Annotated in this window: 20 protein-coding genes and 1 pseudogene; 14 read left to right on the top strand and 7 right to left on the bottom strand. The window is 41.8% G+C overall.

Annotated features, from left to right (window positions below):
- The first annotated feature begins 138 nt into the window (after positions 1-138).
- From uxaC to L4D20_RS23545, 3 genes are all read left to right on the top strand, one after another.
- Positions 139-1,545, top strand: coding sequence for a glucuronate isomerase (gene uxaC / locus L4D20_RS23555; RefSeq protein ID WP_428804018.1), 1,407 nt, complete (start codon positions 139-141; stop codon positions 1,543-1,545).
- A gap of 7 nt (positions 1,546-1,552) precedes the next feature.
- Positions 1,553-3,553 carry a heparinase II/III domain-containing protein gene (locus L4D20_RS23550; RefSeq protein ID WP_428804017.1) on the top strand — a complete coding sequence of 667 codons (2,001 nt, stop codon included), beginning with the start codon at positions 1,553-1,555 and terminating at the stop codon, positions 3,551-3,553.
- 344 nt (positions 3,554-3,897) lie between these two features.
- Entirely contained in the window at positions 3,898-4,329 is a 432-nt protein-coding gene (locus L4D20_RS23545; RefSeq protein WP_428804016.1) for a GNAT family N-acetyltransferase, read from the top strand.
- A gap of 251 nt (positions 4,330-4,580) precedes the next feature.
- Here the strand turns inward: L4D20_RS23545 and L4D20_RS23540 are convergent, their stop codons facing one another.
- A complete protein-coding gene (locus tag L4D20_RS23540; RefSeq protein ID WP_428804015.1) occupies positions 4,581-5,618 on the bottom strand; it encodes a LacI family DNA-binding transcriptional regulator in 1,038 nt (345 codons plus the stop codon).
- Positions 5,619-5,842: 224 nt separating this feature from the next.
- On the opposite strand from L4D20_RS23540, the gene L4D20_RS23535 reads away from it, so the two are divergent.
- The 4 genes from L4D20_RS23535 to L4D20_RS23520 all read left to right on the top strand — a co-directional run bounded on the left by L4D20_RS23535 (position 5,843) and on the right by L4D20_RS23520 (position 10,672).
- Entirely contained in the window at positions 5,843-7,624 is a 1,782-nt protein-coding gene (locus L4D20_RS23535) for a glycoside hydrolase family 36 protein (protein WP_428804014.1), read from the top strand.
- Positions 7,625-7,690: 66 nt separating this feature from the next.
- A complete protein-coding gene (melB, locus tag L4D20_RS23530) occupies positions 7,691-9,055 on the top strand; it encodes a melibiose:sodium transporter MelB (protein ID WP_428804013.1) in 1,365 nt (454 codons plus the stop codon).
- A 166-nt stretch (positions 9,056-9,221) separates the two neighbouring features.
- On the top strand, positions 9,222-10,340 hold the full coding sequence (locus L4D20_RS23525) for a carbohydrate porin (protein ID WP_428804012.1): 1,119 nt from the start codon (positions 9,222-9,224) through the stop codon (positions 10,338-10,340).
- Between the two features lie 68 nt (positions 10,341-10,408).
- The gene (locus tag L4D20_RS23520; protein ID WP_489686424.1) at positions 10,409-10,672 is read left to right on the top strand and encodes a hypothetical protein; all 264 of its coding nucleotides are present in this window, start codon (positions 10,409-10,411) and stop codon (positions 10,670-10,672) included.
- A gap of 145 nt (positions 10,673-10,817) precedes the next feature.
- On the opposite strand, the gene L4D20_RS23515 is transcribed toward L4D20_RS23520, so the two are convergent.
- The 3 genes from L4D20_RS23515 to L4D20_RS23505 all read right to left on the bottom strand — a co-directional run bounded on the left by L4D20_RS23515 (position 10,818) and on the right by L4D20_RS23505 (position 14,908).
- The gene (locus tag L4D20_RS23515) at positions 10,818-11,894 is read right to left on the bottom strand and encodes a ParB family protein (RefSeq protein ID WP_428804011.1); all 1,077 of its coding nucleotides are present in this window, start codon (positions 11,892-11,894) and stop codon (positions 10,818-10,820) included.
- Entirely contained in the window at positions 11,894-13,093 is a 1,200-nt protein-coding gene (locus L4D20_RS23510; RefSeq protein ID WP_428804010.1) for a ParA family protein, read from the bottom strand. The genes L4D20_RS23515 and L4D20_RS23510 overlap by 1 nt, the downstream gene beginning before the upstream one ends.
- A gap of 441 nt (positions 13,094-13,534) precedes the next feature.
- A complete protein-coding gene (locus L4D20_RS23505; protein WP_428804009.1) occupies positions 13,535-14,908 on the bottom strand; it encodes an MATE family efflux transporter in 1,374 nt (457 codons plus the stop codon).
- Between the two features lie 36 nt (positions 14,909-14,944).
- On the opposite strand from L4D20_RS23505, the gene L4D20_RS23500 reads away from it, so the two are divergent.
- On the top strand, positions 14,945-15,148 hold the full coding sequence (locus tag L4D20_RS23500) for an IS66 family transposase (protein WP_428804038.1): 204 nt from the start codon (positions 14,945-14,947) through the stop codon (positions 15,146-15,148).
- A gap of 245 nt (positions 15,149-15,393) precedes the next feature.
- On the opposite strand, the gene L4D20_RS23495 is transcribed toward L4D20_RS23500, so the two are convergent.
- Positions 15,394-16,335: a TonB-dependent receptor gene (locus L4D20_RS23495; protein ID WP_428804008.1), complete on the bottom strand. Its 942-nt coding sequence runs from the start codon at positions 16,333-16,335 to the stop codon at positions 15,394-15,396.
- A 795-nt stretch (positions 16,336-17,130) separates the two neighbouring features.
- Here L4D20_RS23495 and L4D20_RS23490 point away from each other — a divergent pair.
- The 5 genes and pseudogenes from L4D20_RS23490 (at position 17,131) to L4D20_RS23470 (ending at position 21,013) form a co-directional block, all read left to right on the top strand.
- Entirely contained in the window at positions 17,131-17,898 is a 768-nt protein-coding gene (locus tag L4D20_RS23490; protein WP_428804007.1) for an FCD domain-containing protein, read from the top strand.
- A gap of 126 nt (positions 17,899-18,024) precedes the next feature.
- On the top strand, positions 18,025-19,209 hold the full coding sequence (gene uxuA, locus L4D20_RS23485; protein ID WP_428804006.1) for a mannonate dehydratase: 1,185 nt from the start codon (positions 18,025-18,027) through the stop codon (positions 19,207-19,209).
- Between the two features lie 39 nt (positions 19,210-19,248).
- Positions 19,249-19,335 (top strand): annotated as a pseudogene (locus L4D20_RS23480) (cupin domain-containing protein); the annotation flags it as partial.
- A gap of 67 nt (positions 19,336-19,402) precedes the next feature.
- Positions 19,403-20,335: a 2-dehydro-3-deoxygluconokinase gene (gene kdgK / locus L4D20_RS23475; protein ID WP_428804005.1), complete on the top strand. Its 933-nt coding sequence runs from the start codon at positions 19,403-19,405 to the stop codon at positions 20,333-20,335.
- A gap of 54 nt (positions 20,336-20,389) precedes the next feature.
- Positions 20,390-21,013 carry a bifunctional 4-hydroxy-2-oxoglutarate aldolase/2-dehydro-3-deoxy-phosphogluconate aldolase gene (locus L4D20_RS23470; RefSeq protein WP_428804004.1) on the top strand — a complete coding sequence of 208 codons (624 nt, stop codon included), beginning with the start codon at positions 20,390-20,392 and terminating at the stop codon, positions 21,011-21,013.
- Between the two features lie 618 nt (positions 21,014-21,631).
- Here L4D20_RS23470 and L4D20_RS23465 read toward each other — a convergent pair.
- On the bottom strand, positions 21,632-22,816 hold the full coding sequence (locus L4D20_RS23465; protein WP_428804003.1) for an alginate lyase family protein: 1,185 nt from the start codon (positions 22,814-22,816) through the stop codon (positions 21,632-21,634).
- A gap of 701 nt (positions 22,817-23,517) precedes the next feature.
- On the opposite strand from L4D20_RS23465, the gene L4D20_RS23460 reads away from it, so the two are divergent.
- Entirely contained in the window at positions 23,518-24,252 is a 735-nt protein-coding gene (locus L4D20_RS23460; RefSeq protein WP_428804002.1) for a site-specific integrase, read from the top strand.
- 237 nt (positions 24,253-24,489) lie between these two features.
- On the opposite strand, the gene L4D20_RS23455 is transcribed toward L4D20_RS23460, so the two are convergent.
- A partial coding sequence (locus tag L4D20_RS23455; RefSeq protein ID WP_428804001.1) for a hypothetical protein occupies positions 24,490-24,779 on the bottom strand: 290 nt, incomplete at its 5' end.

The raw sequence follows: 24,779 nt of genomic DNA, 5'->3' as shown, positions 1-24,779 counted from the left end.
AACAGCAAAAATCATACAATTAAAATGCAGTATTTATTAAATTAAACCATGATTTTATTATTTTGTTTTCGCAATCTTGTTGGAAGTTAGTACGTACAAGATCGTGTGAGTTGTATACGAGAGAATGAGAACACCTCAATGGCACATTGTTATGTATCTGAAGATTTCCTTCTAAAAACGCCTTTAGCCGAGCAGTTATATCATCAGTATGCCTCGGCTATGCCCATCATCGACTACCATAGTCACCTAGAAGCTAAGGACATATACCTCAACCAATCTCACGAGAATATCACTCAAGTTTGGTTAGCATCTGATCACTATATTTGGCGAGCAATGCGCAGCGTAGGGATTGATGAGCAGTACATTACCGGCACTGCCAGTGATCAAGATAAGTTTGCAAAGTGGTGTGAAGCGATGCCTAAGCTTGTTGGTAGCCCGCTATACCAATGGTGTCATCTAGAGTTAAAAAAGTACTTCAATATTGATGTGTTGATTTGCCCTGAAAACCAAGAATTTTTATGGCATCAGTGTAACGAAGTTATTTCTTCTCAGGCCTTAACGCCACAAAATGTCTTGAAGATGAATAAGGTACATACCGTTTGCACAACAGATGATCCAACAAGCAACCTAGAGTTTCATCAAAAACTCGCGAACGAACCGTGCTCGGCTAATGTTCTACCAACATTTCGCTTCGATGGTTTGATCAATCTTTCTAATCTTGAGATTTATGGGCAATATCTCGATAAGCTTTCAGGTTCTGTTGGCTATGAAATCAAAGATCTAGCCTTGTTAAAGGCTGCCATTAGAGAGCGTGTAGCATTTTTTGACGCTGTGGGTTGCAAGATTTCTGACGTTGGATTGAATAATTTTCATTTCATTGTTTCGTCAGAGCAGAGCGTAGCAGCTTCTTTCGAACTCATGCGTTCTGGAGCCGCTATATCGGACGAAGAGTGCCTTGCGATAAGAAGCCACCTTTTAGTCTTTTTAGGACAGTGCTTCTGTGAATTTGGCTGGGCTATGCAGATTCACCATGGCGTATTAATGAATGTTAATGAGAGACGCTTTGACACACTTGGTCCAGCAACAGGATTTAGTGTTATGGATGATGCACCGCTTATTAGGCCGTTATCCCAATTTCTAAGCCAGTTAGATCTAATCAATCAGCTACCTAACACCATTCTTTATAGTTTAAACCCTAAAGATACATGGCCTCTGGCATCACTTATTGGTGCATTTCAAGAATCGGGTAGCGCGAGTAAAATACAACTGGGCGCAGGGTGGTGGTTCAACGACCATAAGCACGGGATGATTGCTCAAATGACCGCTCTCGCGAATTTGGGAGCATTGGGATGCTTCGTCGGAATGCTCACAGATTCACGAAACATTCTATCTTTGTCTCGCCATGACTATTTCCGTCGAGTGTTATGCGACATGCTAGCAGATTGGGCTCACTCTGGTGATGTACCTAATGATGAAGCGCTTCTTTCAGAGACCATAAAAAACATCTGCTTTAATAACGCACAGCAGTATTTTGATTTTCATTGAGGTAACCATGATTCAATTTTCCCAACCGCAATTAGAGCGTATTCGTCAAAAAGCGTCGGCAGCAACGATTGAGCAGATTAAGCGAGATAACCAAGTTGTTCTCGACTATGAAATATTGGTTCCTGAGGACAATCGAGCAACGTGGAATCTATATTATTTCTGCCCTGAACATGGGGTGCGTTTGACATGGAACCGCCATAATTCAGAGGAACATTGTTGCCCTGTTGATGGTAAAGCATTCACAGGTGAGCCTTATGACGGTGCTTGGTGGCGTTGGTTGAACGGGCTAAATGCGAAAGCGTGTCGCGAGCTAGGTTTACTATGGCAAATAACAGGAGAACAGCACTACTTTGACAAAGTAAAAGCCATTTTACTCCAATACGCGAAATACTACCCTGACTATGAAGAACATGGTGGTATTCCCTACAATGGGCCAGGTAAAGCGAATGCTCAGACATTGTGTGAAGCGAATTGTAATTTGGATTTCGCGCTTGGGTATGACTTTGTCTGTGAAGCTTTAAGTGGTGAAGAGCGTCTGTATATTGAAGAGCGTTTATTACGGGAAGGGGCTGAATTTTTAATGCAGCACCGAACTGATCAGCTGCATAATCATGAGATGAAAATAAACGCAACGATTGGTATTATCGGTTTATTACTTAATGAAGATAAATATCTTGATTTTGCGCTTCACAGTAAATATGGCATTCACTATCAGTTAAAGCATGGTATGAGTGCAGAGGGTCTATGGTTCGAAGGTTCAGTTCATTATCACTATTATGCACTGCAGGCATTGCTAGCATTTGAGAAACTGGCACGCAATACTGACTATTCGGTGCGAACTAACCCGAATTACCACACCATGCTGCAATTTCCATTAAAGCTCGTGCTAAATACAGGTGAGTTCCCAAAACTTAACGATTGCATCGCTGGGCAAGAAAAACTGAACCATGTCCACCTATTTGAATTTGCTTACGCTGAGTTCCAAACCCCAATCTTTGGTTCTGCGTTAAACACCATTTATCAAAGTATGTCTCGCGATAATATTGATGCCTTATTGTATGGCGTAGATAAGTTACCAAAATTGCCTTTGATCACAGGGAGTGCGATTCATGCATCGGAGTCTGGCATTACGATCTGTGTCGATAAAGAGCGAAACAACTCACTGCTCTACAAACATGCCCCTTATGGTGGTGAACATGATCATTATGATCGCTTGGGGTTAATCCTGATTAAAAATGGTAAGGAAATCCTACCAGATCTTGGCACAACGGGTTATGGCGCTGAACTTCACTATGGCTATTACAAAAACACCGCAAGTCACAATACATTAGTGGTTAATCAAAATAATCAAACACCAGCGATTCCCAAATTACAACGCTATATCGAAAATGAAGAATTTACGTTTGTTGATGCAGTCGTAGATTGGAGTTTGCCACCTGCCACTGTTGATAGCCATACTTTGGTTCATTGGGATGAAAATAGCTATAAAGATATAGTATTTAGACGTTCGATTCTTTGGCTTGGAGATTCTGCAATTGAAATTAACCAGGTGAGTAACCCGCATAAACAGCAACTGGATCTGACACTGCATACTCGTGGTGAAATGATAAAGGCTTCTGCCGAACTAAATGACGTAGTCAATACGCTAGAAGGCCCGTTAGCGAGAATGACCAACTGCAGTACCACCGTAGCATTACCAGACATGGTGAAATTTGACTATGACGTAGCGCTTGATACGACTTATTCTCAAACGATCTACTCTGAGGGTGGTGATTCTATCTTAACGGGTAATGCTCCAGACAACCCCGCCACATCAGAATTAAGCTATGTACTGCTTCGTAGTCAGCAACCTCAATTGAAAAGTATTGTTGTGCATGATTTAGAGGGTTCTATCAACCTTACTCATGCTGATTGGTCAGAAGAAAAGCTTACGATGAGCATGGATAGAAACGGAAAAAATCAAATCGTGAAGATTTCTTTCCTTAATGGAGAAGTGACTGTAAATTAGAATACCAAACTTATTTTTATTATTTAGTCCCTTTTTTAGGTTTGCCCATTAATTGAATGGGCATTGTTATGGTTACATCGCCAAACTGTAGTGGGTGAGTTAATTTGGCCACTAGCGTAGAGGTTTTGTTATACCCCCAGTAATCAATGAAGTACTAATTTAGGGAAAGATGTAACTCAGAAATGCCCCAATCGGTGTTAGCCTTGCTATTCATCCTTATGCTGATTGTTGATATTCTCCTAAATAAAAGTAATGTCGATGCTAAATGGACGGACATATACTTTGTCGGTAAAATGCGCTCTCGCGGCTGCACATGAATTTCAGTCAACTTTAGAGAAAACCTAATGATTGTAGAAAATGTGCTTCCTGAACATTACGCAGAAATGCTTAATGTTTGGGAGAGTTCAGTCCGAGCAACTCATGACTTCATATCAGAAGAAGACATTGAATTTTTTAAACCAATTATCATTGAGCAGGCTTTTCCTGCTGTCACGTTAAGATGTGTGAAAAATGAAAGTGGTTCAATTCAAGGTTTCGTGGGGATCTACGACTTAAAGATTGAAATGCTTTTCATCTTAAACGAGGCCAGAGGGCAAGGAGTTGGTAAGGTTCTGCTGCAATACGTAATAGAGCAGCTAGGCGCAACCAAAGTCGATGTAAATGAACAAAACCCACTGGCAGTAGGTTTCTACGAGCATATGGGCTTCAAAATCGTTTCGCGCTCGCCACTTGATGATATGGGAAAACCTTTTCCAATTCTGCATATGACACTTTAAAGCTCGGTTTGTCGTAACCAAGTTTGTTAGAAGATACGCCCAAAGCTAATAACTTTGGGCGTTTCCGTATACGCGAGCGTTGTTATGACTTGACTAACTTTTTTACCTTTCTGTTTTAGTTGAATTTATCAATAGTCCTAACTCTAGAGCTAAATGGTTAAGTTTAACTGATACTAGAAGGTAGCATACTCGCCAATAAGCTGAGAATTATGCTCTCAGCTATAATTTGTTCGTCAATAATGTATACGTACTCAACGTCCTATGAAACTTGAATCTCTTTTGTATAGTGACATTGGGACAGTGTACTTCGTGGTTTCTGTACTACCTAATAGGGCTTCTATAGTTGTGACTGCTATTTGGCTATAGTCCACGCCAACAGAGCTAAGCGCTGGCCTTTGATACTGATTGAAAGGGCTGTTATCGAATCCTACTATGCCAATTTGATCAAGATAATCAGGTGCTTGCTCCCTAAGCGTTTGAATGAAACCATAAGCAATCACGTCAGCAGAACAGACAAAAGAGTCTGGACGTGATGTCATTGCTAGCACTTTTTGTGCAGCTTCCTGTCCTGATTTTTCTGAAAAAAGTGCATCAAATACAACGTGCTCTGCACCTGCTTTATTGATGGCTTTTGTGTAGCCTTCTAGTCGGCTACGAGCCGAGTGTTTATTGTCTGAACCACCGATAAACGCAATAGAGTTAAATCCTTGTTCATATAAATGCTCAACGGCGAGTCTAGCGCCACCTGAATCGTCGGTGAAAATATTAATACTAGACTTGGCCTCTTTGACCTCTCGGTCTAGCACTGCGATTCGATAGTCATCATTAATGAGGTTATCTATAAAGGTAACGTCATTTGACAGTCCTAGAAAAACCGCAGCTGCAATTGTTTTAGAATCAAAGTCTTTACGTATTTGTAACTCAACTTCTTGTTCGTCATCTCCATATTCTATGAGTTCCACAACAAGCTTATGGTTGTGGTTTTTTGCTGCTTTAATGAAGTTGGATATTATTCCCATTACATAGGGTGATTCTAAAGAGCTAAGAGAATCACTCTCCATATCCACCTCGTAAGCGTATGCATATAGTGCAATCACGGTTTGTGGTACGCCTTTGAGTACCTGAGCAAAGGCATTTGGTTGATATTTGTGCTTATCAATAACAGATAGAACTTTGTTTTTTGTATCTTCGGGGATATCTGGATAATTATTGATGACTTTCGAAACTGTGCTTCGGGATACGCCCGCGAGCTTAGCTATTTGCGTTGCATTGATTGGTTTGTGAGACATGACAACCTCTATAAAATGGCTGCGAAAATAATACCAGTAAAAGCGTCTCTGGATTGAATAAATATTTCAGGGTCGAAAAGTTGGTTTGTAGATCTGAATCACAATTTACAATTAGAGTTTAGTGAATGTGCTTTGGATCACTTACACGTAATTAAAATTTCTATAAGTTTACGAACAGCTGTTCGTAAGCCTGTGATTTCTGATTTTAGTAGATAGAGATATATATGAAGCTAGTAGATTATTTGACGTTTGAAGCAACTTGTCTTGATACAAGTGCTATGGAAGTGACCGCAATCCCTCGTTTTGAAGAGGAGATTGTGTTTTTGGATATTGAGGTTAAAGCAAAAGAACCAACTAGGTTCCCTGAAGTCACGGTAGACGTTCATTTTCCCTTTATCGACATGCACAACCTTTGGACGCCTTGTCCTCATGGTAATCCTAAGGCATTGCGCAACAAAGGTATCCCAGAATGGTGGCCTTCTTACTCGAGTCATATTAGCCACGTAGCTCCGGTCGGGTGTTTTTACTCTCAAAGTAGCCAAAGCCGCTTGGCTTTTGCATTTTCGGATTGCAAGAACATTGTTAACGTTCATGCGGGTGCATACGAGGAAGAAAACGTTGGCCGAATTAGACTTCGCCTATTTAGCCTGTCAAACGAGGAACTTACTAGCTACCGAGGAACACTGCGCTTAGATACAAGAGAAATGCCAGTATTTGACGCCATTGAATCTATGGCCTTGTGGCATGAAGAACAGCTTGGTGGAACTCAAATGCAAGTTCCTGAAGCCGCTTTGGAACCCGTCTATTCAACCTGGTATGCGTTTCATCAAGATCTCTCTCAACAGGAAATTGAAGCGCAGTGCGAGATGGCTGTATTGGCAGGTTGCAAAACAATTATCCTCGACGATGGTTGGCAAACGGATGACAGCAATCGTGGCTATAAATACTGTGGTGATTGGCAGGTAGCGACAACGAGATTCCCTGATTTTGCAGCGCATGTGAGCAATGTACAGAGTTTAGGTATGAAATATATGCTGTGGCTCAGTGTGCCGTTTATGGGCAAGGGATGCGAAAGCTGGAACGAGTTTGAAGATTATTTATTGTTCTATAGTGAACAAAATGAGACCGGAACGCTTGATCCGCGTTATCCGCAGGTTCGCCGTTATCTAGTAGAAACTTTCAGTAGAGTAGTACGTGAATACAATCTTGACGGTTTAAAGCTGGATTTTATTGACGAGTTTGACATGAAAAATGCTGAAGGGAATGCGCTAAAACCAGACCCACGCAGAGATACAGAATCTCTTCCAGAAGCAGTAGACATGATGATGATGGAAGTTCGACGATCTCTGGAAGCGATTAACTCTAATATAATGATTGAGTTTAGACAGAGATATATCGGTTCAATGATCCGAAAATATGGCAATTTGTTTAGAGTTCATGATTGTCCAAATGATCCTATTGCGAATCGAATGGGTATTCTTGATCTGAGAGCTTTTTCAGGAAATACCTCCGTTCACTCTGATATGTTTACTTGGTCACCTGAAGATACGGTAGAAAGTGCGAGCTTACATTTTATTAACTCTCTATTCGCTGTGCCTCAAATCTCTCCCAATATGCGGAAATTATCCGATTCTCACCTAGCGATGGTTAAGCATTGGCTTGGCTTTTGGACGAGACATAAAAACATTTTAATGAACGGCAAGATTAAGACTTGCAGCCCTGAAATGCAGTACCCAATCGTCGAGTCTTCACTGCAGCATGAAAAGGTAGTCGCCGTCTTCTCTGATACACCCGTTGAAGTGTTTCACGATGGCATAACCGATATTACCATCGTCAATGGAACCATGAGCGAAAGAGTCATTCTTCGGAGCTCTACCGAGAAATCAATAACAGTCAGCACTTTCGATTGCTTAGGGAGCCATTTAGAGGACAAATCAATGGAACTGCAAGCCGGTCTTACTGAGCTCGAACAGCCAATCTCAGGCTATATAAAAATTAGCGCCTAATCGATTTAAAGCCTGAGACCCTACACTCAGGCTTAGTCCAAATAAAAACAATTTTAAGGAATGATAATGAGTAACGTGATAACAGGTAAGGTGAGTAATCAAACCAAATGGTCGTTTGGTTTGGGTGGATTTGGCAAGGATTTTGGTCTGGTGCTAGTAAACGTCTTTGTCATGTTTTACTACACTGATGTTGCGGGTATTTCCCCGATATTTTTAGCGGGTATGTTTCTTCTCGCTAGGGTGTGGGATACAGTCAACGATCCAATACTTGGCTATATAGTTGCTAAAACGAATACCCGTTGGGGCAAATACAAACCTTGGATTCTTGTCGGAAACGTTTTAAACGCTTTCTTTTTGGTGGGTATCTTTGCCGCGCACCTTTTTGAGGGTAACACGCAGCTATGGTGGGTTGTGTTTACTTACGTGGGTTGGGGTATGACCTACACGATGCTAGATGCACCTTTCTGGTCATTAGTCCCTAAGATCACTCTAAATAAAGATGAACGAGAGGGGTTAATGCCTTACCCAAGAGTATTCGCGACAGCAGCAAGTTATATTGTGCAAGGGGTAGTCGTTTATGCTGTAGTGTTCTTAGGTGCGGGTGATGATGGGCGCGGATATATGCTGTTTGCTGCGTGTGCAGGCGCTATGGCGATCATTAGTGCTTTGATTACCTGTAAATGGGTAGAAGAATCTTTTGAAGAGGATAAAACCGCTTTAAAGAACTTCAATCTAAAGCAAGCTTACTCGTTGATACTTAAAAATAGGCAGTTCCTCTGCTTGCTAGCCATTGCCCTTTGTTACAACGTGGGGACTGCTCTCATGGGTGGCTATACAATGTACTTCTATACGTATGTATTAGGTGATGCTACAAAGCTAGCTGTTGCGTCTGCCTGTGGCGGTATTGCTGGAATTAGTACACTACTATTCTTTAAACCTATTGTTAAAGCGATTGGTCGCCAAGCTTTGTTCTCTGCTTCACTCGTTTTCCCAGTCATCGCAGCTATTTCTTTGTGGTTTGCTGGTAACTACGCACCAGACTCGAACCTGCTCATTGGACTTTCTGGTGTATTCGGTGGAATCTCTGGAGCGGTTTACTGGTTAATCATTCTGATCATGGTAGCGGATACTGTCGATTACGGAGATAAAACCATTGGTATTCGCGCTGAAAGTGTCTCCTACTCAGCTCACACATTAATTTCTAAATGCTCTGGTGCTCTAACGGGTTCTCTTATCGGATTGGGGCTGGCTGCAATTAACTTTGTACCAAACGAAGTCCAAACGGCAGAGACGTTAACAGGTTTACAGTTCTTATATTTATCTCCAGCGATACTATGTGCCCTTGGTTTATTCATTTATTCTAAGTTCTATAAGTTGAATAATGAAAATCTCGATAAATTGCAAGATGATCTTAGAGCTAAATATGCGTAAAAACTGTGGGCAGTAGCTTTGCCCCCTCACCGCCTCTTTGTTGAGGGGTACAGTTAACTCTTCAATACAGCCATCCAACTAGTCTGTAGCCAACCTAACTAATACCAAAACAAAAAAGGCCCTCTCTAGGGAGGGCCACTTATTGCCAATAATATAGGGGACTGATATGAATAAGGTACTAAAAATGTCGTTTGCAGCGACATCAATTTTGATTGCAATGACAGCCAATGCTGAGGTCACCATCGTAGACAACGAAGAGGGGAATTTCTCTATCGGTGGTAACGTAGAGCTTAACTTCAACTACCAAGATCGTGAATCACATGTTAATGATGACAGTGAATTTAACCAAGATGGTCGCGTACTTATCGAATTTTCGGGTGAGAAATACACAAGCAACGGCCACTATGTTGGGGTAAAAGCGCAACCTCTCTTTGAAAGTACTGGCAATATTGCTCTCGATGACGCTTATTTCGAGTTCGGTCAAAAAGATAGTTGGACAATCAAAGCGGGTCGATTTGAAGCTTACGACATGTTCCCTGTCGGGCTAGATGTATTCCTAGAGTATTCAGGTTCTACAGCAAATGATCTATATAGTGATGGTGCCGCTTATACTTACCAAATGAAAGAAGCTCGTGGTCGCGGTTCTGACGGGCAAATCATGTATAGCCAAAACTTCGGTGGCCTTTATGTTGAAGTCGGTGCAATGCTAGGCGATCGAACAAACTTATTTGATGGTGGACTTGAAGGCAAATACCACGGTCAGCAAATTGAATCGAGTAAAGATTCATTCTTAGTTCGCCCTGTGGTTGCTTATCAAATGGGAGACTTCAAGGTAGCAGCTTCGGTCGAAACTAACCTAGTTTCAGACGCAATCGTTGCCAATGGTGTTGATATTTCTGACCGCACAGGTTACGGCTTAACAGGTAACTGGACTAGTGGTGATTGGAGTGTAAACACGAACATTGCTTACTTAGATGCAGTAGATGAAAATAACCTGTCAGCAGGTGTTAACGCGCTTTGGAGTAACTTTGGAGTAGGCTACGTTTACTCGATTAATGAATACGAAAATAAAGAGTTTTCATCTTGGGCTGAAGGTGACGTAAACGTGCAAACCTGGTATGCATCATACGCATTCAGTGATGTACTGGAGGTACAAGACTTTTCTGTTCTTCTAGGTACTTACTACACGATGGTTGATAACAAGTTAGAACAGCAAGCGAATGCATCAACTTTCGCTGAAGAAGATGACTTCGGTGCTCGTGTACGTCTGTACTACGAATTCTAAGAGTAACCCCGGAATTAAATGCTGCTCAGTGGATGCACACTGTTCTATGCTTTGGCTAACGAACCTTCATGAAGTGCAACAATGGAAGCGATGAAGCGATGAAGCGTATCAAAGCCGCTGGTGGTTACATCAGCTTCGACCCTAACCTCAGGGATGAAGCGGGGGATGCGTTTGTCGGTGGTTTACTGGCGAAGCTTTCACAGAGTGAAGAGTGGTGTTCGTGGCCTCAAATTGAAGCCACCGTGAGTTTGGGTAATGGTTGTGGTGCACTTGCAACCACTCATTTGGAGCAACTAACGGAGTTGATTGGAGATTATCGTTTTAGAGGTTAACAAATAAAAGTCGCTCAACAAGAGCGACTTTCCATATCTTTAAATATTTATAAAGCCCCTAACTCATTCTTGTCCAATAATGAGTCAGAGGAGCCAACTGGTTAAAACAACAAATTAAAGGCTAACCGAAGTTAGCCTGAATAATCTAATCTGCGTTTTTCCTAAGCACTGAGGCTATCGCCTCATCCAACTCGTTCTGAACCTCTTTCGACAAACGCCCAAATTCATACGAGAAGTTACGACCTTTAACGCGCTTACGCGCAAACATACCTTTGCTATCGAACTGGGCAAGGGGAGTGACTTCTGCTTTATCCGTTTCGCTCTTAGCTTCTGTAATTTTCAGCTCAGCCTTAATGGCAGTCAGAACACTATCTTTAAACTCATCGCTGCTTTGTTCAGGCTGAACATTGACAAGGTTTTTGCTCACTTTTTTCGTAAAGCCAGTGAGGCCTTTCTTATCATTTTCAAACGCTTTCATCACTTTACCAAGTAACGAATAGTCGGTGTGTGATAGCTCATTAACGACAGGGAACAGGGCGATGATGCGCTCATCAATGCTCGCCGCTTTAAGCGCTTTACTCACGGCAGGGCGACTAATACCCACCATCTTAGCCACGTCTTCTTGGGTGTAATCGCCACTGTCCATCAGTGTTTTGCACTGTAAGCCGATCTCGCGCTGGTTGTGCTCTTTGGCAGTTTGTAGCTGCTTGGCGAGTGCCTTGGCATCGGCAACGGAAACCTCGTCTTGAGCGACAAGCATTTTGAACGTTTTTATGCGACCCTCTTGGAGTAAGAACCATGCTCGGCGGCGAGAACCATCGAGCACATCAATTTTACCTTCGACCTCTCGGCCTACCGCTGGGTAAAACTGCTGAAATTCAAGAGAGTTTAAATCTTGCAGTGATTCTTTGGTGAGAAGTGATTGATCACGGCCATTAACATCAAAGGTAACGAACGTCGTATCTCGCACTTGCTCATGTGACAATGTCACCTCGTTAAAGATGGCTGATTTCCCAGACGCTAGTTGCCAAGTCATCGCTTGGCCAACCGATTCAATACCAAATTGTTGCTTTAGGTATTCTGCGCTGTTTTCACCCGAGCTTTCTAACTCTGAAACGAGTTGCTTTGTCAGAGAATCAAGGTTGGCTTTTGCTGCTACCTTTTGCGCTTCGGCTGAACCGGGTGCATTTCCTAAAGGGCTACCGCCACGTTTTTTCGCCATTATGCGTTCTCCTGTTCACGCCATACGTTAAGAATGTCGCGCTGAATCTGGCTGGTTACTTCGTAGCTGTTTTGCTGCGCGGTTTGGAAAGTAGATTTGCTCTTTGGGTACTCACTTTTTGACATATCGAACACGGTTGAGAGTAGGGAAGAGGCTTGACGGATCGCTTCGCTATGCTTGAACTCTTTCGAGTATAAGTAAGGCGCAAAGTGATCATATAGGCTGTTCATTAGCTCGGTTGTGGTTGAGCTATCACGGTGATTGGTGAGCAATACTTTCATAAAGTCGTAACCATCGTGATTAGCGTTTTCAAGCAGTGCCCAAACCTGCGGAATATAGCTAAAGTATGAGCACGTTGCATCGATGTCGTTTTCGGTAATCGATAGTGGGAAAACCACACTCGTTGCAGCGAAATAGGCGTTGTACGTAGCGTAACCAAGAGACGGTGGGGTATCGATAATGATGATATCGAACTCATCTTTCACCGCGTCAATTACATCGTTTAAAATCGAGTAAGGGGAGGGCAGTTTGTGACTAAACACTTGCTCATGGAACCAACCTTCTATCGCCCTATCGCTTTGTGCGGCAGGAAGAATACGTAAATTAGGGATCGTCGTCTCTAAGAACGCTTCAGATACAGCGTCGTTGAACGTCTCATCTTCATCTAAATCAAAATTACGCATCATCAAATCACCGACCGATAGGTTACCCTCTTGGTCGGCTTCTGGTGCGTAATACATAGAGAGCGTTGCTTGACCATCCATATCAATGAGACCAATGCGATACTCTTGATGAAACTCAGTGGCTAGGCCAGACGCGATAGTCGCGGCAGAGACAGTTTTACCGACACCACCTTTCTGGTTTTGGATCACGATGACCTGAGCGCCTTGCTTATCACTGCGCTTGAACTTGAGCTCTTTACGTAGAGCTTCGGGCAGTAAATCACGGACACGGTACATTTCAGCGATATCGATAGACCATTGCGAGTCTTCATGACGGCGAGGATCGATTTCAGCTGCTGCCACGTATTTATCAAGTGTTTTGGCATCGATACCAAGATAAGCCGAGGCTTCTGCGCGGGTAAAGTTACGCAGTTCTTTACGGTGATTGGCCAATAAACGCAGGTTACGGCGTTTGATATAGCTGTCTGCGCCTTGCTTAAGTGACTGAAAGTGCTTTGTCGTTGGGTTTGTGTCCATTTCTAGCTCCCTACTGGAATTGGAAATAGTATATCCCTTAATTTTTGAGGTTGGTAGTTAAAACTGAGGTGTTGCGTGATAAGTTGGTTATTTCCCATATATAAGGTGCTGTACTAGCTAATATGATCTGATGTTAAGTAAGCGCTTTAATAAGTGCTTGTTGCAAAAATAATCAGAGATTAACTTCGACTATTGCAATGTTCAATTTTAGTTGAAAATCACCTCGTTCCCGCGATAAAGTTATCGGCTGATCTCTTCTCAACCCAAAACCTATTGACCTCAATTAACATTCGCAATGACGAGAAATATAGAATCGTTGACCAGCCCGTTTTCGACATTTGAACCTACCGGTTGCTACGATGAAGTAGTTTCAGCCTTACGCGGATTTTTTCGTATATTCCTATCATTGAGCGGGGAATCACTGATTACTATTGAGTACCTTTAGTCATACATCAATTTGTCAGCGATCTTGTCATCAAATTCGTTTAAAGACTTTCTAGCTAAATGTCTAAAAGGCAAAGCTTTGATTAGCTCTTCAAATGGCTGGATGGCGAATGCCCAGAAGACTGAGCCGTCAAAGACAAAAATGATTAAAGCGCATAAAGGTATAGAAATGATCCATTGGCCAGTGAAGTTGATTTTAAACACTGAGGTGGTTTTCCCAAGCGCCCTTAGTACATGACCATGTACCGTGTTGTACCCTCTTATTATGGGCAGTAATATGTAGAGTGGCGCAATGGTTGCTAGAGCTATGTAAGTTGATTGATCAAGATCGGGGTAAATATCCTGTATTACCAATGAAAAACCAGCGAAAAACAATGCACAAACAAACGACATAATGACGGCCACATCGATACTTGTATTCACGTTTTTAACCAAATCATCCATTTTTCTTGACCCAATAGCCTGACTAATAGATATAGCGGAAGAGTGCGCCCATGCGCTCATAAACTGGGTACCTGCACGTACCCAGGGTGCGACGAGCGTGATTGCAACATAGGCGTTGATGTTTAATTGGGAATAAAGAAGTTGATATACCGTCGCACCAATAGAGAGAATGGTCATATTCGCTGCAACTGGAAATATTTCGATCACGTGGTTCTTAATATTACGCCCTAACTCCTGACGCGTTGCTTCAAACCTTAGAGATATAGCACCATCAAAGTGAACGCATGCGACTAAAAATATCAGGCGTATAGTGATCGCTATGATACTTCCGAGTGCTGCGCCTTGCACTCCCATCCCTTCGTAGTTAATGCCAGTTCCGAGAGAGAAACCATGGATAAGAACGTAGGAGAGAATCGCGTTTATTGGCAGCTCAATTAGGTACCCCTTAAAGGGGACTTTTGAACGACCTAAACTATTGAATAGGGCGATGATAACTTGAGTGACTGCGGTGTAGAGAACGAGATATTTGGAGATCTCAAGATAGTCAGCGATCTGATGATATAACTCTTCATTATTGGTTAGAGTGTAGATCAAATTCTGGTGAAAAATGGTGAGTAGTGCCAAGAATAAAAGAGCCACCCCAAAGTTGATGCTAGAACCTGCCCAAAATGCCTTAGAAAGGGACCGCTTAATCCCTGAACCTACGGCCCGACTTAACACCAATTGTGTACCGTTGGCTAGTGCCATCTGAATGCCTAGTATGAAAGCAATAATAACGGTTGCGATGCCCATCGCTGCCAAGGCGATTTCACCTAAGGGAGATACTAGCAGCGTGTCAATCATAAGCATCGACTGCATTAATAGAGCATTTAAGGCGAGGGGCCAAGCAAGGGAGAAGTTTTTTCTAACGTAGGATCGAGATGACATAATAAACCTTAATTCGGATTCGTTTTTCCATCAACGATAAGAAAGACAACGTATATAAATCCTACGTTTACGACTGAAGGTGACCCGAAAAGTAAGCTGGGTGAAGCGATTAACTACATTATAAATCACTGGCCGACGCTAGTGCGAATTATCTATGATGACCGCTTAAGAAGCATGGATAACAACCGAGTGGAACGTGCTGTGGGTCCTTTGTTATCGAAAGTTCTCGACTACCGATGAGAATGACAGATACCGCCCACTAAGGCGGTATCTGTGTTGATATTAGGAGTTCAATGAGCCGCTTTGAAGATATTTAAAATTTATCAGTGATAACAAGGTTACAATTCTTTAGCTCACTCCAAAGTTTTCAGCAACCTCACCTGCATAAGTAGTTATTCGGTATAGCGTTAGTCATGCTTACCGAATAAAACACTACCTTTGGTACGATAAAATTCTGCTCAATGACCAACCATTGTTCGAGTGGTTTAGAAGTTATATCTCACACCAAGCTGATACACCATACGCTCAACGGCACCAGCCGCGACATCGTTGTTACTCCAGTCTCTCTGATCTTCAGTCTGCCAGTTTAGACCAAATGTTAAATCAAGCTCGTTAGTCATTACATACGAGCCATTAACACCAAATCGATGTCTGATATGTTCACGTTCGTTTCCAACTGCGTCAGTGTCATCACGCAATAATCCGATTCGAGCGAAAGGTGAAAGCGTTAGGTCGCCAAATTGGTGTCTGTAAACAAATCGAAGTTGAAGTTCATTTCTGGTCTCTAATTCACCCGCATTTGCGACCCCCCCAATTTTATTGTAAACACTCATAAGTGAAGTAGTTAAACGAGAAACGTCACTAAATTTGGTCATAAACCTGAAGTCAAGCTCATGCAAGTAATCAGTATAGTCAAATCGGTCATTTGGCTGTGCAGAGTTTTGGTCATTACCACGAGCTCCCATATCAGCACTAATAGGAGCGATAAAACCATCGACTCCAAGTGACACGGTATCATTCACTTGGTATGTCATATTTGGATAGACACGCCACTCTGTTCGTCGAGTGTCATTCTGACTGTATTCTTCATGACGTATGCGAAATCCTGGAGAAAAAGTAAAATTGTCGGTTACGTTGTATCGGTAAGATACGAGGTATTCCTGCCTAGAACGGTCGTTTCGGTATGGGTTACCATCTTCCGGCATTATTTGATTCATCATTTGGCGATCATTAAATCTTACACCAACGCGCAACGGACTGTCGGGTAACGGGCTAAAGCTTGTATAGAGGTAAGGTAAAAGCAAGTCGTTATGGGAGTAATTAGAATTGTAATCTTCATATTCTGTACCAACTTCAATAGAGCCAGACGCTATAGCACTAGCAGAAAACGAGGCAATAAGCGCAGCGAGCAAGGGGTTAAGTTTCATTATGTAAACCTTATTTCTTGGATAAAATTAGTTCGAAGTAATTAATGAAGGCTTGCCGCTACTAGGTACTGTGATGTAATCAATATTCATAGAATTATCCACTGCTCGGAAAAATATACATAGCAATATTAAAATGACTCCCACCATAAATTTTATGAATGGTACTGGATGGGGTTCCATTAAGTTCAATTACATGCGCACCTAGTTGCTCATTGCGCTTCATTAGTTTTGTCCTTAACAATGAAGCTACAGTCACACGCGCTAATCTCGATTAGAGATTGAAACACGGAGAAAACAGCATCGATTATTAGAAGGGCTTGGCCTATCTGGCGTAAAAACAGCCTCAGTAGAAAGTAAAGCGGGAACGACAGAGGGGGTTACACCATGTTCAACACAAACAGCTTTTAATTGGTTAACTAAATGGGCTCGCACGTTAATTTCATTATCATGCGGCCCTTTTTTATTATTGGTCAACCAAACCGGACGAGATTAGGCTACATGCTGCTGTATTGGTTGTCCAATGTGCGAATTTGTAAGTGTGATTATGATCAACCAACTATTTGGTTTGTTTTAAAAGTGTGATATATAGACATAATCTCTTAAGGTCAAAGAGATTGCGTTCTTCTATTAACTACTATGCTGCTGTTATTGGAGTCATGAAAAATGCCTAATGGCATAGGTTGAACTTACAGGTGAATAGCAAGGTTTTGCTGTACTATGTGATATAGTGGTTGACCAATTTTGTTGTGGTTATTATTATGTCCTATGAGAGTAATGGAACAATAGTGAATTATCATGATGCCTTTTGAAGCAAAGCGACCTTACCAAGAGTTAGGATTATTACTAAGACAAGAACTAGCTGATGGTTGCTATTCTGTTGGTGACCGTTTGCCGCCAGAACGTGATATAGCTGAGCGGCTTAATGTAAGTCGTACGGTGGTGCGTGAAGCCATTATCATGCTTGAGCTAGAAAACCTTGTGGAAGTTAAGAAAGGTTCTGGTGTTTATGTATTAAATATTCCAAGTGATTTAAATGGACGTGAGCATGTAATCAGTGACGACTCTGGTCCATTCGAAATGTTGCAAGCCAGGCAGTTGCTTGAAAGTAATATTGCTGAATTTGCCGCTATTCAAGTAACGCCTAGTGACATTGTGAAAATGCGAAATGCGTTGGAAATCGAGAGAAATGAAATAGCGAGCGGATCGGAAAATTGCGTTGGAGATGAGACGTTTCATCTTTGTATTGCTGAAGCTACTCAAAATTCCGTATTGATCGATATGCTGAAACATTCGTGGGCACGTCGAGAAAATAGCCCTATGTGGAAAAAGCTTCATACTCATATTGGTGGAGTGGATTACCGTGAAGAGTGGCTTGAAGACCATGCACGAATCCTCGCAGCGATGCAACGCAAAGACCCTATAGCAGCGAAAAATGCCATGTGGCAACACCTTGAGAATGTTAAACAGCGCCTCTTGGAGCTGTCTGATGTTGATGACCCAAATTTTGATGGTTATTTGTTTGACTCCAATCCAGTTGTTTCTTTGGATTCTGAGCGACGTTAACCTCCAACCGGCGAAGACCGGTTAATATTTGATGGCTACTTAACGTAGCCAACTCCCCTAAATCATAATGCACTTAACTTAAATTAAAGTTGAGCGGACAAGTGCATCTAAAAAAAGGTAGACATTATGGAACAAACTTGGCGTTGGTATGGCCCAAATGATTCTGTTTCTCTTGATGATATTCGTCAGGCAGGCGCAACAGGTATTGTAAATGCACTACATCATATTCCTAATGGTGAAGTGTGGCCCAAAGAAGAAATTTTAAAGCGTAAAGAGATTATTGAAGCTAAAGGACTAACTTGGTCCGTCGTTGAAAGCGTGCCTGTACATGAAGAAATCAAGACACAGACGGGTAACTACCAACAGTGGATAGACAATTATAAACAGACATTACGTAATCTTGCTGAATGTGGCATAGACACGGTTTGTTATAACTTTATGCCAGTACTCGATTGGACTCGAACTGATTTAGAGTTTGAAATGGCGGATGGTTCGAAAGCACTGCGCTTTGACCAAATAGCTTTCGCTGCTTTTGAATTACACATTCTTAAGCGCCCAGGCGCTGAAGACGATTATTCGGTTGAAGAAAAAGCTCAAGCTAAAGAGTACTTTAACAGTATGTCTGAAGCGGCTGTGGCTAAATTAACAGGTAATATCATTGCTGGTTTACCCGGTGCTGAAGAAGGCTATACATTAGAAGAGTTCCAAGCGCAGCTAGACCGTTATGCTGGCATTAGTAAAGATAATCTTCGTCAGCACATGGCGTACTTCTTAAAAGAGCTTATGCCAATTTGTGATGCTAACGGATTAAAAATGGCAGTTCATCCAGACGATCCACCACGTCCCATTCTTGGTTTGCCACGTATCGTATCAACGATTGAAGATATTGATTGGTTGACGAAAGAAGTACCAAGCAAGATGAATGGAATCACCATGTGCACTGGTTCTTATGGTGTCCGAGGTGATAATGATTTGGTCGATATGATCAAGCAGCACGGCGAGAGAATTTACTTTACGCACTTGCGTTCTACACAACGAGAAGACAATCAATTGAGCTTCCACGAAGCCGCTCACCTAGAGGGTGACGTTGATATGTATGACGTGGTTAAGGCGATTTTGGAAGAGGAGCACCGCCGAGAAGCAAGTGGTGATAAGCGCCTCATTCCAATGCGGCCTGATCATGGTCATCAAATGCTTGATGATTTGAAAAAGAAAACAAACCCTGGTTATTCAGCAATTGGTCGCCTGAAAGGCCTTGCCGAAGTTCGAGGGCTAGAAATGGCATTGAAGCGTGCTTTCTACACTAAATAAAAGGGCTTGTTGCAGTAAGCCCGTAAAATCGTTGGTTACAATGTTATTCACGGTGCCGTTGCACTAGAGCAAGCCAGCATTCTTTTAGACGCATTTTCACCACTGCGTGCAGATTTCTTAAAATAATCAACATACCCAAATAGCGAAGATCGTTATTTGGGTATAGCGCAACCTCAGTTGCTAAGGTATCACTATGAAACCATTTAACATCGCGGTCATTGGCGAGTGCATGGTTGAGCTACAGACGAAAGAAGAAGGGCTTAAACAAGCATTTGGTGGTGACACGCTCAACACCGCTCTTTACCTATCTCGCTTAACTAAAGAGCACAACATTAAGACCGCTTATGTCACAGCGCTAGGAAAAGATTCATTCAGCACTGACATGATAGCAGCGTGGCAATCGGAAGAGATCGACACCACTTTAGTTAACCGCATGGACGATAAACAGCCTGGTCTTTACTACATCGAGACTGATAACACTGGCGAACGTAGCTTCTTCTATTGGAGAAACGACGCAGCCGCTCGTTACCTATTTGATCAAGAAAATGCTCCTGAGCTAGTCAATTCCTTACTTGAATTCGATGCTGTTTATTTAAGTGGTATTACTCTGGCTATTTTAACGGAAAATGGCCGTAACGTTCTATTCAGCTTCTTAGAGAAGTTTAAAGCCAAAGGTGGTCAAGTTTTCTTCGACAATAATTACCGCCCTAAGCTTTGGGCTAGTCAGAGTGAAGCTATCTCTTATTATGTGAAGATGCTAAATCTAACCGACACTGCCTTACTGACATTCGACGATGAACAAGAGCTATATGGCGACGTTAACGTTGAACAATGTATTGATCGTACGGCAAGCGCCGGTGTAAAAGAGATCATCATCAAGCGTGGTGGGGAAGATTGCTTAGTTGTCGAGGGTGAAAATGCCTCTTATGTATCACCGAACAAAGTTACCTCAATAGTGGATACGACCGCAGCTGGTGATTCATTCAGTGCAGGCTTTTTAGCTAAACGTCTGTGTGGTGGTAATGCTCGTGATGCCGCTTTTGCTGGTCACTGTGTTGCTGGTACCGTTATTCAATATCAAGGCGCTATCATCCCGAATGAAGTAATGCCAGATCTATCCCTTTAATTTTTAATAGGATTTATTTTAAATATGTCCTTAATTAGACACGAGACTATAGTCATGACAACACTTAACGAACAGTTAGCAAACCTTAAAGTAATTCCAGTTATCGCGATCAATAAAGTCGAAGATGCGATACCACTGGGCCGAGCACTGGTTGAAAACGGTATGCCATGCGCCGAAATTACACTTCGTACCGAGTGTGCTATTGACGCGATTCGAGCCATGCGCAAAGAGTTCCCTGACATGTTGATAGGTTCCGGTACTGTACTGACTAACGAACAGGTAGACGCGTCTATTGAAGCTGGTGTTGATTTCATCGTTAGCCCTGGCTTTAACCCACGTACTGTTCAGTACTGCTTAGATAAGGGTGTTGCTATCGTTCCTGGTGTTAACAACCCTAGCCTTGTAGAGCAAGCAATGGAAATGGGTCTGCGTACTCTTAAGTTCTTCCCAGCAGAGCCTTCTGGCGGTGTTGGTATGTTAAAAGCATTAACTGCCGTTTACCCAGTAAACTTCATGCCAACAGGGGGGGTTAGCCTGAAGAACGTTGACGAATACTTGTCTATTCCTTCTGTTCTTGCTTGCGGCGGCACATGGATGGTTCCAACTAAGTTAATGGATGAAGGTAAATGGGAAGAGTTAGGTGAGCTTGTACGTGACGCGGTAAAACACGTTAACTAAGACCCAGCCCTCCTCTACAGGCCTAATGGCTAAAGCCAGTCAGTTTACTGACTGGTTTTCTTCATATTAGGGTACTTTTTGATACTGTTGTAAATTTTGCTAAAGTACCAAACGTTCTGTTTTATAAACGCACATACCTTGTAATTCCGTAGAATTTTTCAGCGGCAGTATCTCCATCAATCACTATCTTCTCTAGTAGTACATTCTGCACTATCACCTATTCAGAAAGGATTTCACAGCGGCTTTATCCTTTATCACGAGTCGGGCACCGATAATAATCGATAACGTCGCTAAACTTATCAATGGATCGATAGTAGCTGACGGTTTCGAGAGTAACTTCAGAAGGAAAGTGGCAACCTTTAAATATTAAGATTCAGAGTATAGGTCAATTTGGGTGAGTTTTTATCTGTATTACCAGACTCAAATTTAATCAGATAGAACGGCTTTGGAAGGTAATGAATTGGCACGAGAAAAATAATGTTTAGTTCTAAGTTATCAATACTTAAGACTACTGTCGTTAAATTCATCACTGTTGTTTTGTCATTATTTTAGACTAGAATTAATGATAACTTGAAGACACTCACCTAAGTGACTTCAAGTTGATTATGGAGATGTAACCTAATATTTAATTAATGTTAAGTTCTCTATTTTTTTGATGTTTAACTTGTCTTCCTGTAATTCAGATAACGCTTTATCAAAGACCGGATCGTCATATGCTCGCTGTGCGTACAACATATTTTTATATGAGTAGTTAGGTTCTAATCCTTTTAATCCCTTATACTCCCAAGGTTTATCTTCAGCGAGGTAAGAAGCTAGATAGCTATATCCAGCCTCAAGAGAATGGTGATCAAATTTATAATTCCAGACATCTACATCTACAAGTTCGCCAAAGTGACCCAAATAGTTGTATGCCTCTAAGTTGAAATTAGAATAATGCCAAGGGCGTGTTCTCAATAATTCCCCTGGTTGTTTTCCTTCATCGCCAAAGTGGCCTCTAATTCGGCGCATTTGTGTGATTTTTAGTTGTTTTTTGGCCAATTCTTCTTCACCAACGAACAGTGAGAATGCAACCACTTGTGCATCATACCAAGTTCCAAGGTTGTTAGGGTAATTGTCTAGATCGAAACCGTGATCACTGGTGATAAGCCAGTTATTAAACTGCGCATACCAATTAACAATTGACTCATATTGTGACTTCGTTAGATGCTCTTGAATTAAATAGACGCTATCTATGACAGGGATTAGAAGTCGACTATCAATAATACCAATCCCGCGTCCATCAAGGATACCCGGGATGGCTTGAGCATATTCAAGGTGAGGATTCATTATGGTTTCTGGATTAATGAACCATGCATCTAGTTGTTCAACAGCCTTCTTCGCGTAACGATCATCATCAGTGAAGTAGTAAGCGAGACCTAGGTCTGTTACGTCGTTAGCAAATTGAATAAATCTTTGTTTGTCTGTTACCGAAGTCAAGGTATCTCTATTGTATTCACCGTCGCGGCGAACATACGGTAGCCCATCTTCTGTATCTGGATTCGGCCACCAGTAAGGACCGAAGCTAAAGTAATCGTGTTTGTTACCACTTGCAGGCAACAAGGTTTTATTTGTTACTGGATCAATTTCGGATTTTAATGCTTCATTCGCTTTCTTTTTTAGTTCATTAAGTGCTAGTTCCTTCTCGGCAAGGTGACTTTTATTGTACTGAAGTGCCTGTGCATCATAAGTTATTAGTTCGATATTAGCGCTCGCAGAGGAGGCAACTAACAATGATAATATAACAACTCTTTTAAAATTAAACATAACGTTTATCCTTTGTAATAAAATACGCTGAAAATATAAATTAAATACCGTTGTTAATTTGTGAGATTAATTGTAAAAACATGATTAATCTCGATTGATATATAAATTCGTGACCTTTGGTTGTTGTTTCGCCTCTGTCACAAAAATAGATAAAACATCTTAATATTTTCTTGATTATTCCGGAAAGTGTTGCGAAAGAATAAAATGATCCCCATGTTTATTTATTCGTTACTTCTTATTAAAGTAGTGGATTGAATTATGACAGATTCAACCTTATTAGAATTTTTAATAATAAAATTAGGAGGAATGTAAAATTCAACATTTAATAATAAAATCTATCGTATTATTGATAGTGTAAATATAAATATTATTTACTAAAAATATATATTGATACGTTACTATATTAATCGGATTTAATTCAGTACCCGTCGATCTACCGCCCTACCCTGTCTCCATGTCGTTACTTGGCATAAAAAAGTGACACTGTAATATTCTATTGAGAATTAAAAACACGCGCACTATCACTAGAATTTTCCATTTTTATGCTCTAGAATTCTAAATACTCTATTTGAATTCTAGATAATCACTCTGAATTTGTGTATTGTCTATATTATTCAATAAGTTATATAGTTCACGTTACCGTTTTGGCTGCATTCTTGGCAGAGCCAAAATGGCTATTAGAATCCGTAGAGGTGAAAATAGTGACCAACCATACCAAAGGTATCGATCGACATGTACCGACTCGCTCAAGAGCGCCCAAGCGACTCACCGATACGAAGATCATCATCAATGAAGTTTCGGAGATCAATCCCATGGTTGGGTTCATGATCCACATGCAATACCTCACTGGTTTGCGTTTCTCGGATGTTCGCGAGACCCAAACCAGCGATTTTGCTGACCGATTTGGTGATCGCGATGAGTTTGATGTCGTTCAGAACAAAATCTATAACGCCACATTAACCCGTATCAAGAACCATGAAACTAAGAGTCAATGGCCCATCGAAAAGCAGATGTCGGTGGCCAAGAGTAAAGCTAGACACACTGTGTTTATTACCGAAGCCGTTCGTGACCTATTTAACGAAGTGATGGACTTTCAAGAGTACAACAATCCATATTTTAATGGCCACGACCTGTTTTCAAGTGCATCTCCCCGAAGCTCGGGCAAGCCGTATAGAAAAGAGTACGCCAATAAGTTATTAAAATCACCCGAATTGACGCAAAGGTTACGACCACATGGGATCACCAATCGTCACCTTGGCACGCACAGCTTTCGTAAAGCGCCATCTCAAGAGCTGCTGGCCAACAAGGTGCATGTTCGAATGATTATGGATTTTCTAGGGCAAACATCATTGGAAAGTACCTTGAAATACATCGAATCAAATGAAGAGGAAATGCGTCAATCGGTAGCGCTTATTGGTACGTTAGCCAAAGGTTAACGTTATATAAAAGGAAGCTGACAGGGATAGGGTCGTCGATTGAGAGAAACGTTTTTGACATTTCAAAGCGTTTGGTTTTGAAAGCGTGAGCAGAACAGGGGAGTTGGTGAGTTGCACGGATCTTTTGCAACAGCCCCTGAGAATGATAGATACCGCCTTAGTGGGCGGTATCTATGTGTTGATATTAGGCAGTCATTGAGTCGATTCTCAGACGCTTACCTATTTTCTATTGATTGTTTATTTGAACCAGGAATCAATATGAGTGCTCACAAACTCATCATCATGAAGATGAGGGTAGCTTTCATAAACCCGCTCGATTTCAGTCTGCTGGCCCGGTGAAAGATCGCCATTTCCAGGATAACAATAGATCCCTTCAAAGAACCCTTGCTTCCTCAATACTTCGTGGATCCCAGCGATACATCCGTCAAAGTTGCCTAGAACGTCAAAGAAAGCGCTGTTAGCATCGGTCACTTCCACAGCTCTGGTCAGCATTTCTTGAGAGACTGTGCTGCCCTGTCGCTGTTCTT

Source organism: Vibrio kyushuensis (assembly GCF_050337325.1).
Classification (GTDB): domain Bacteria; phylum Pseudomonadota; class Gammaproteobacteria; order Enterobacterales; family Vibrionaceae; genus Vibrio; species Vibrio kyushuensis.
The sequence above is the reverse complement of the archived record's forward strand: the minus strand, read 5'-3'. Positions and strand labels throughout refer to the sequence as shown.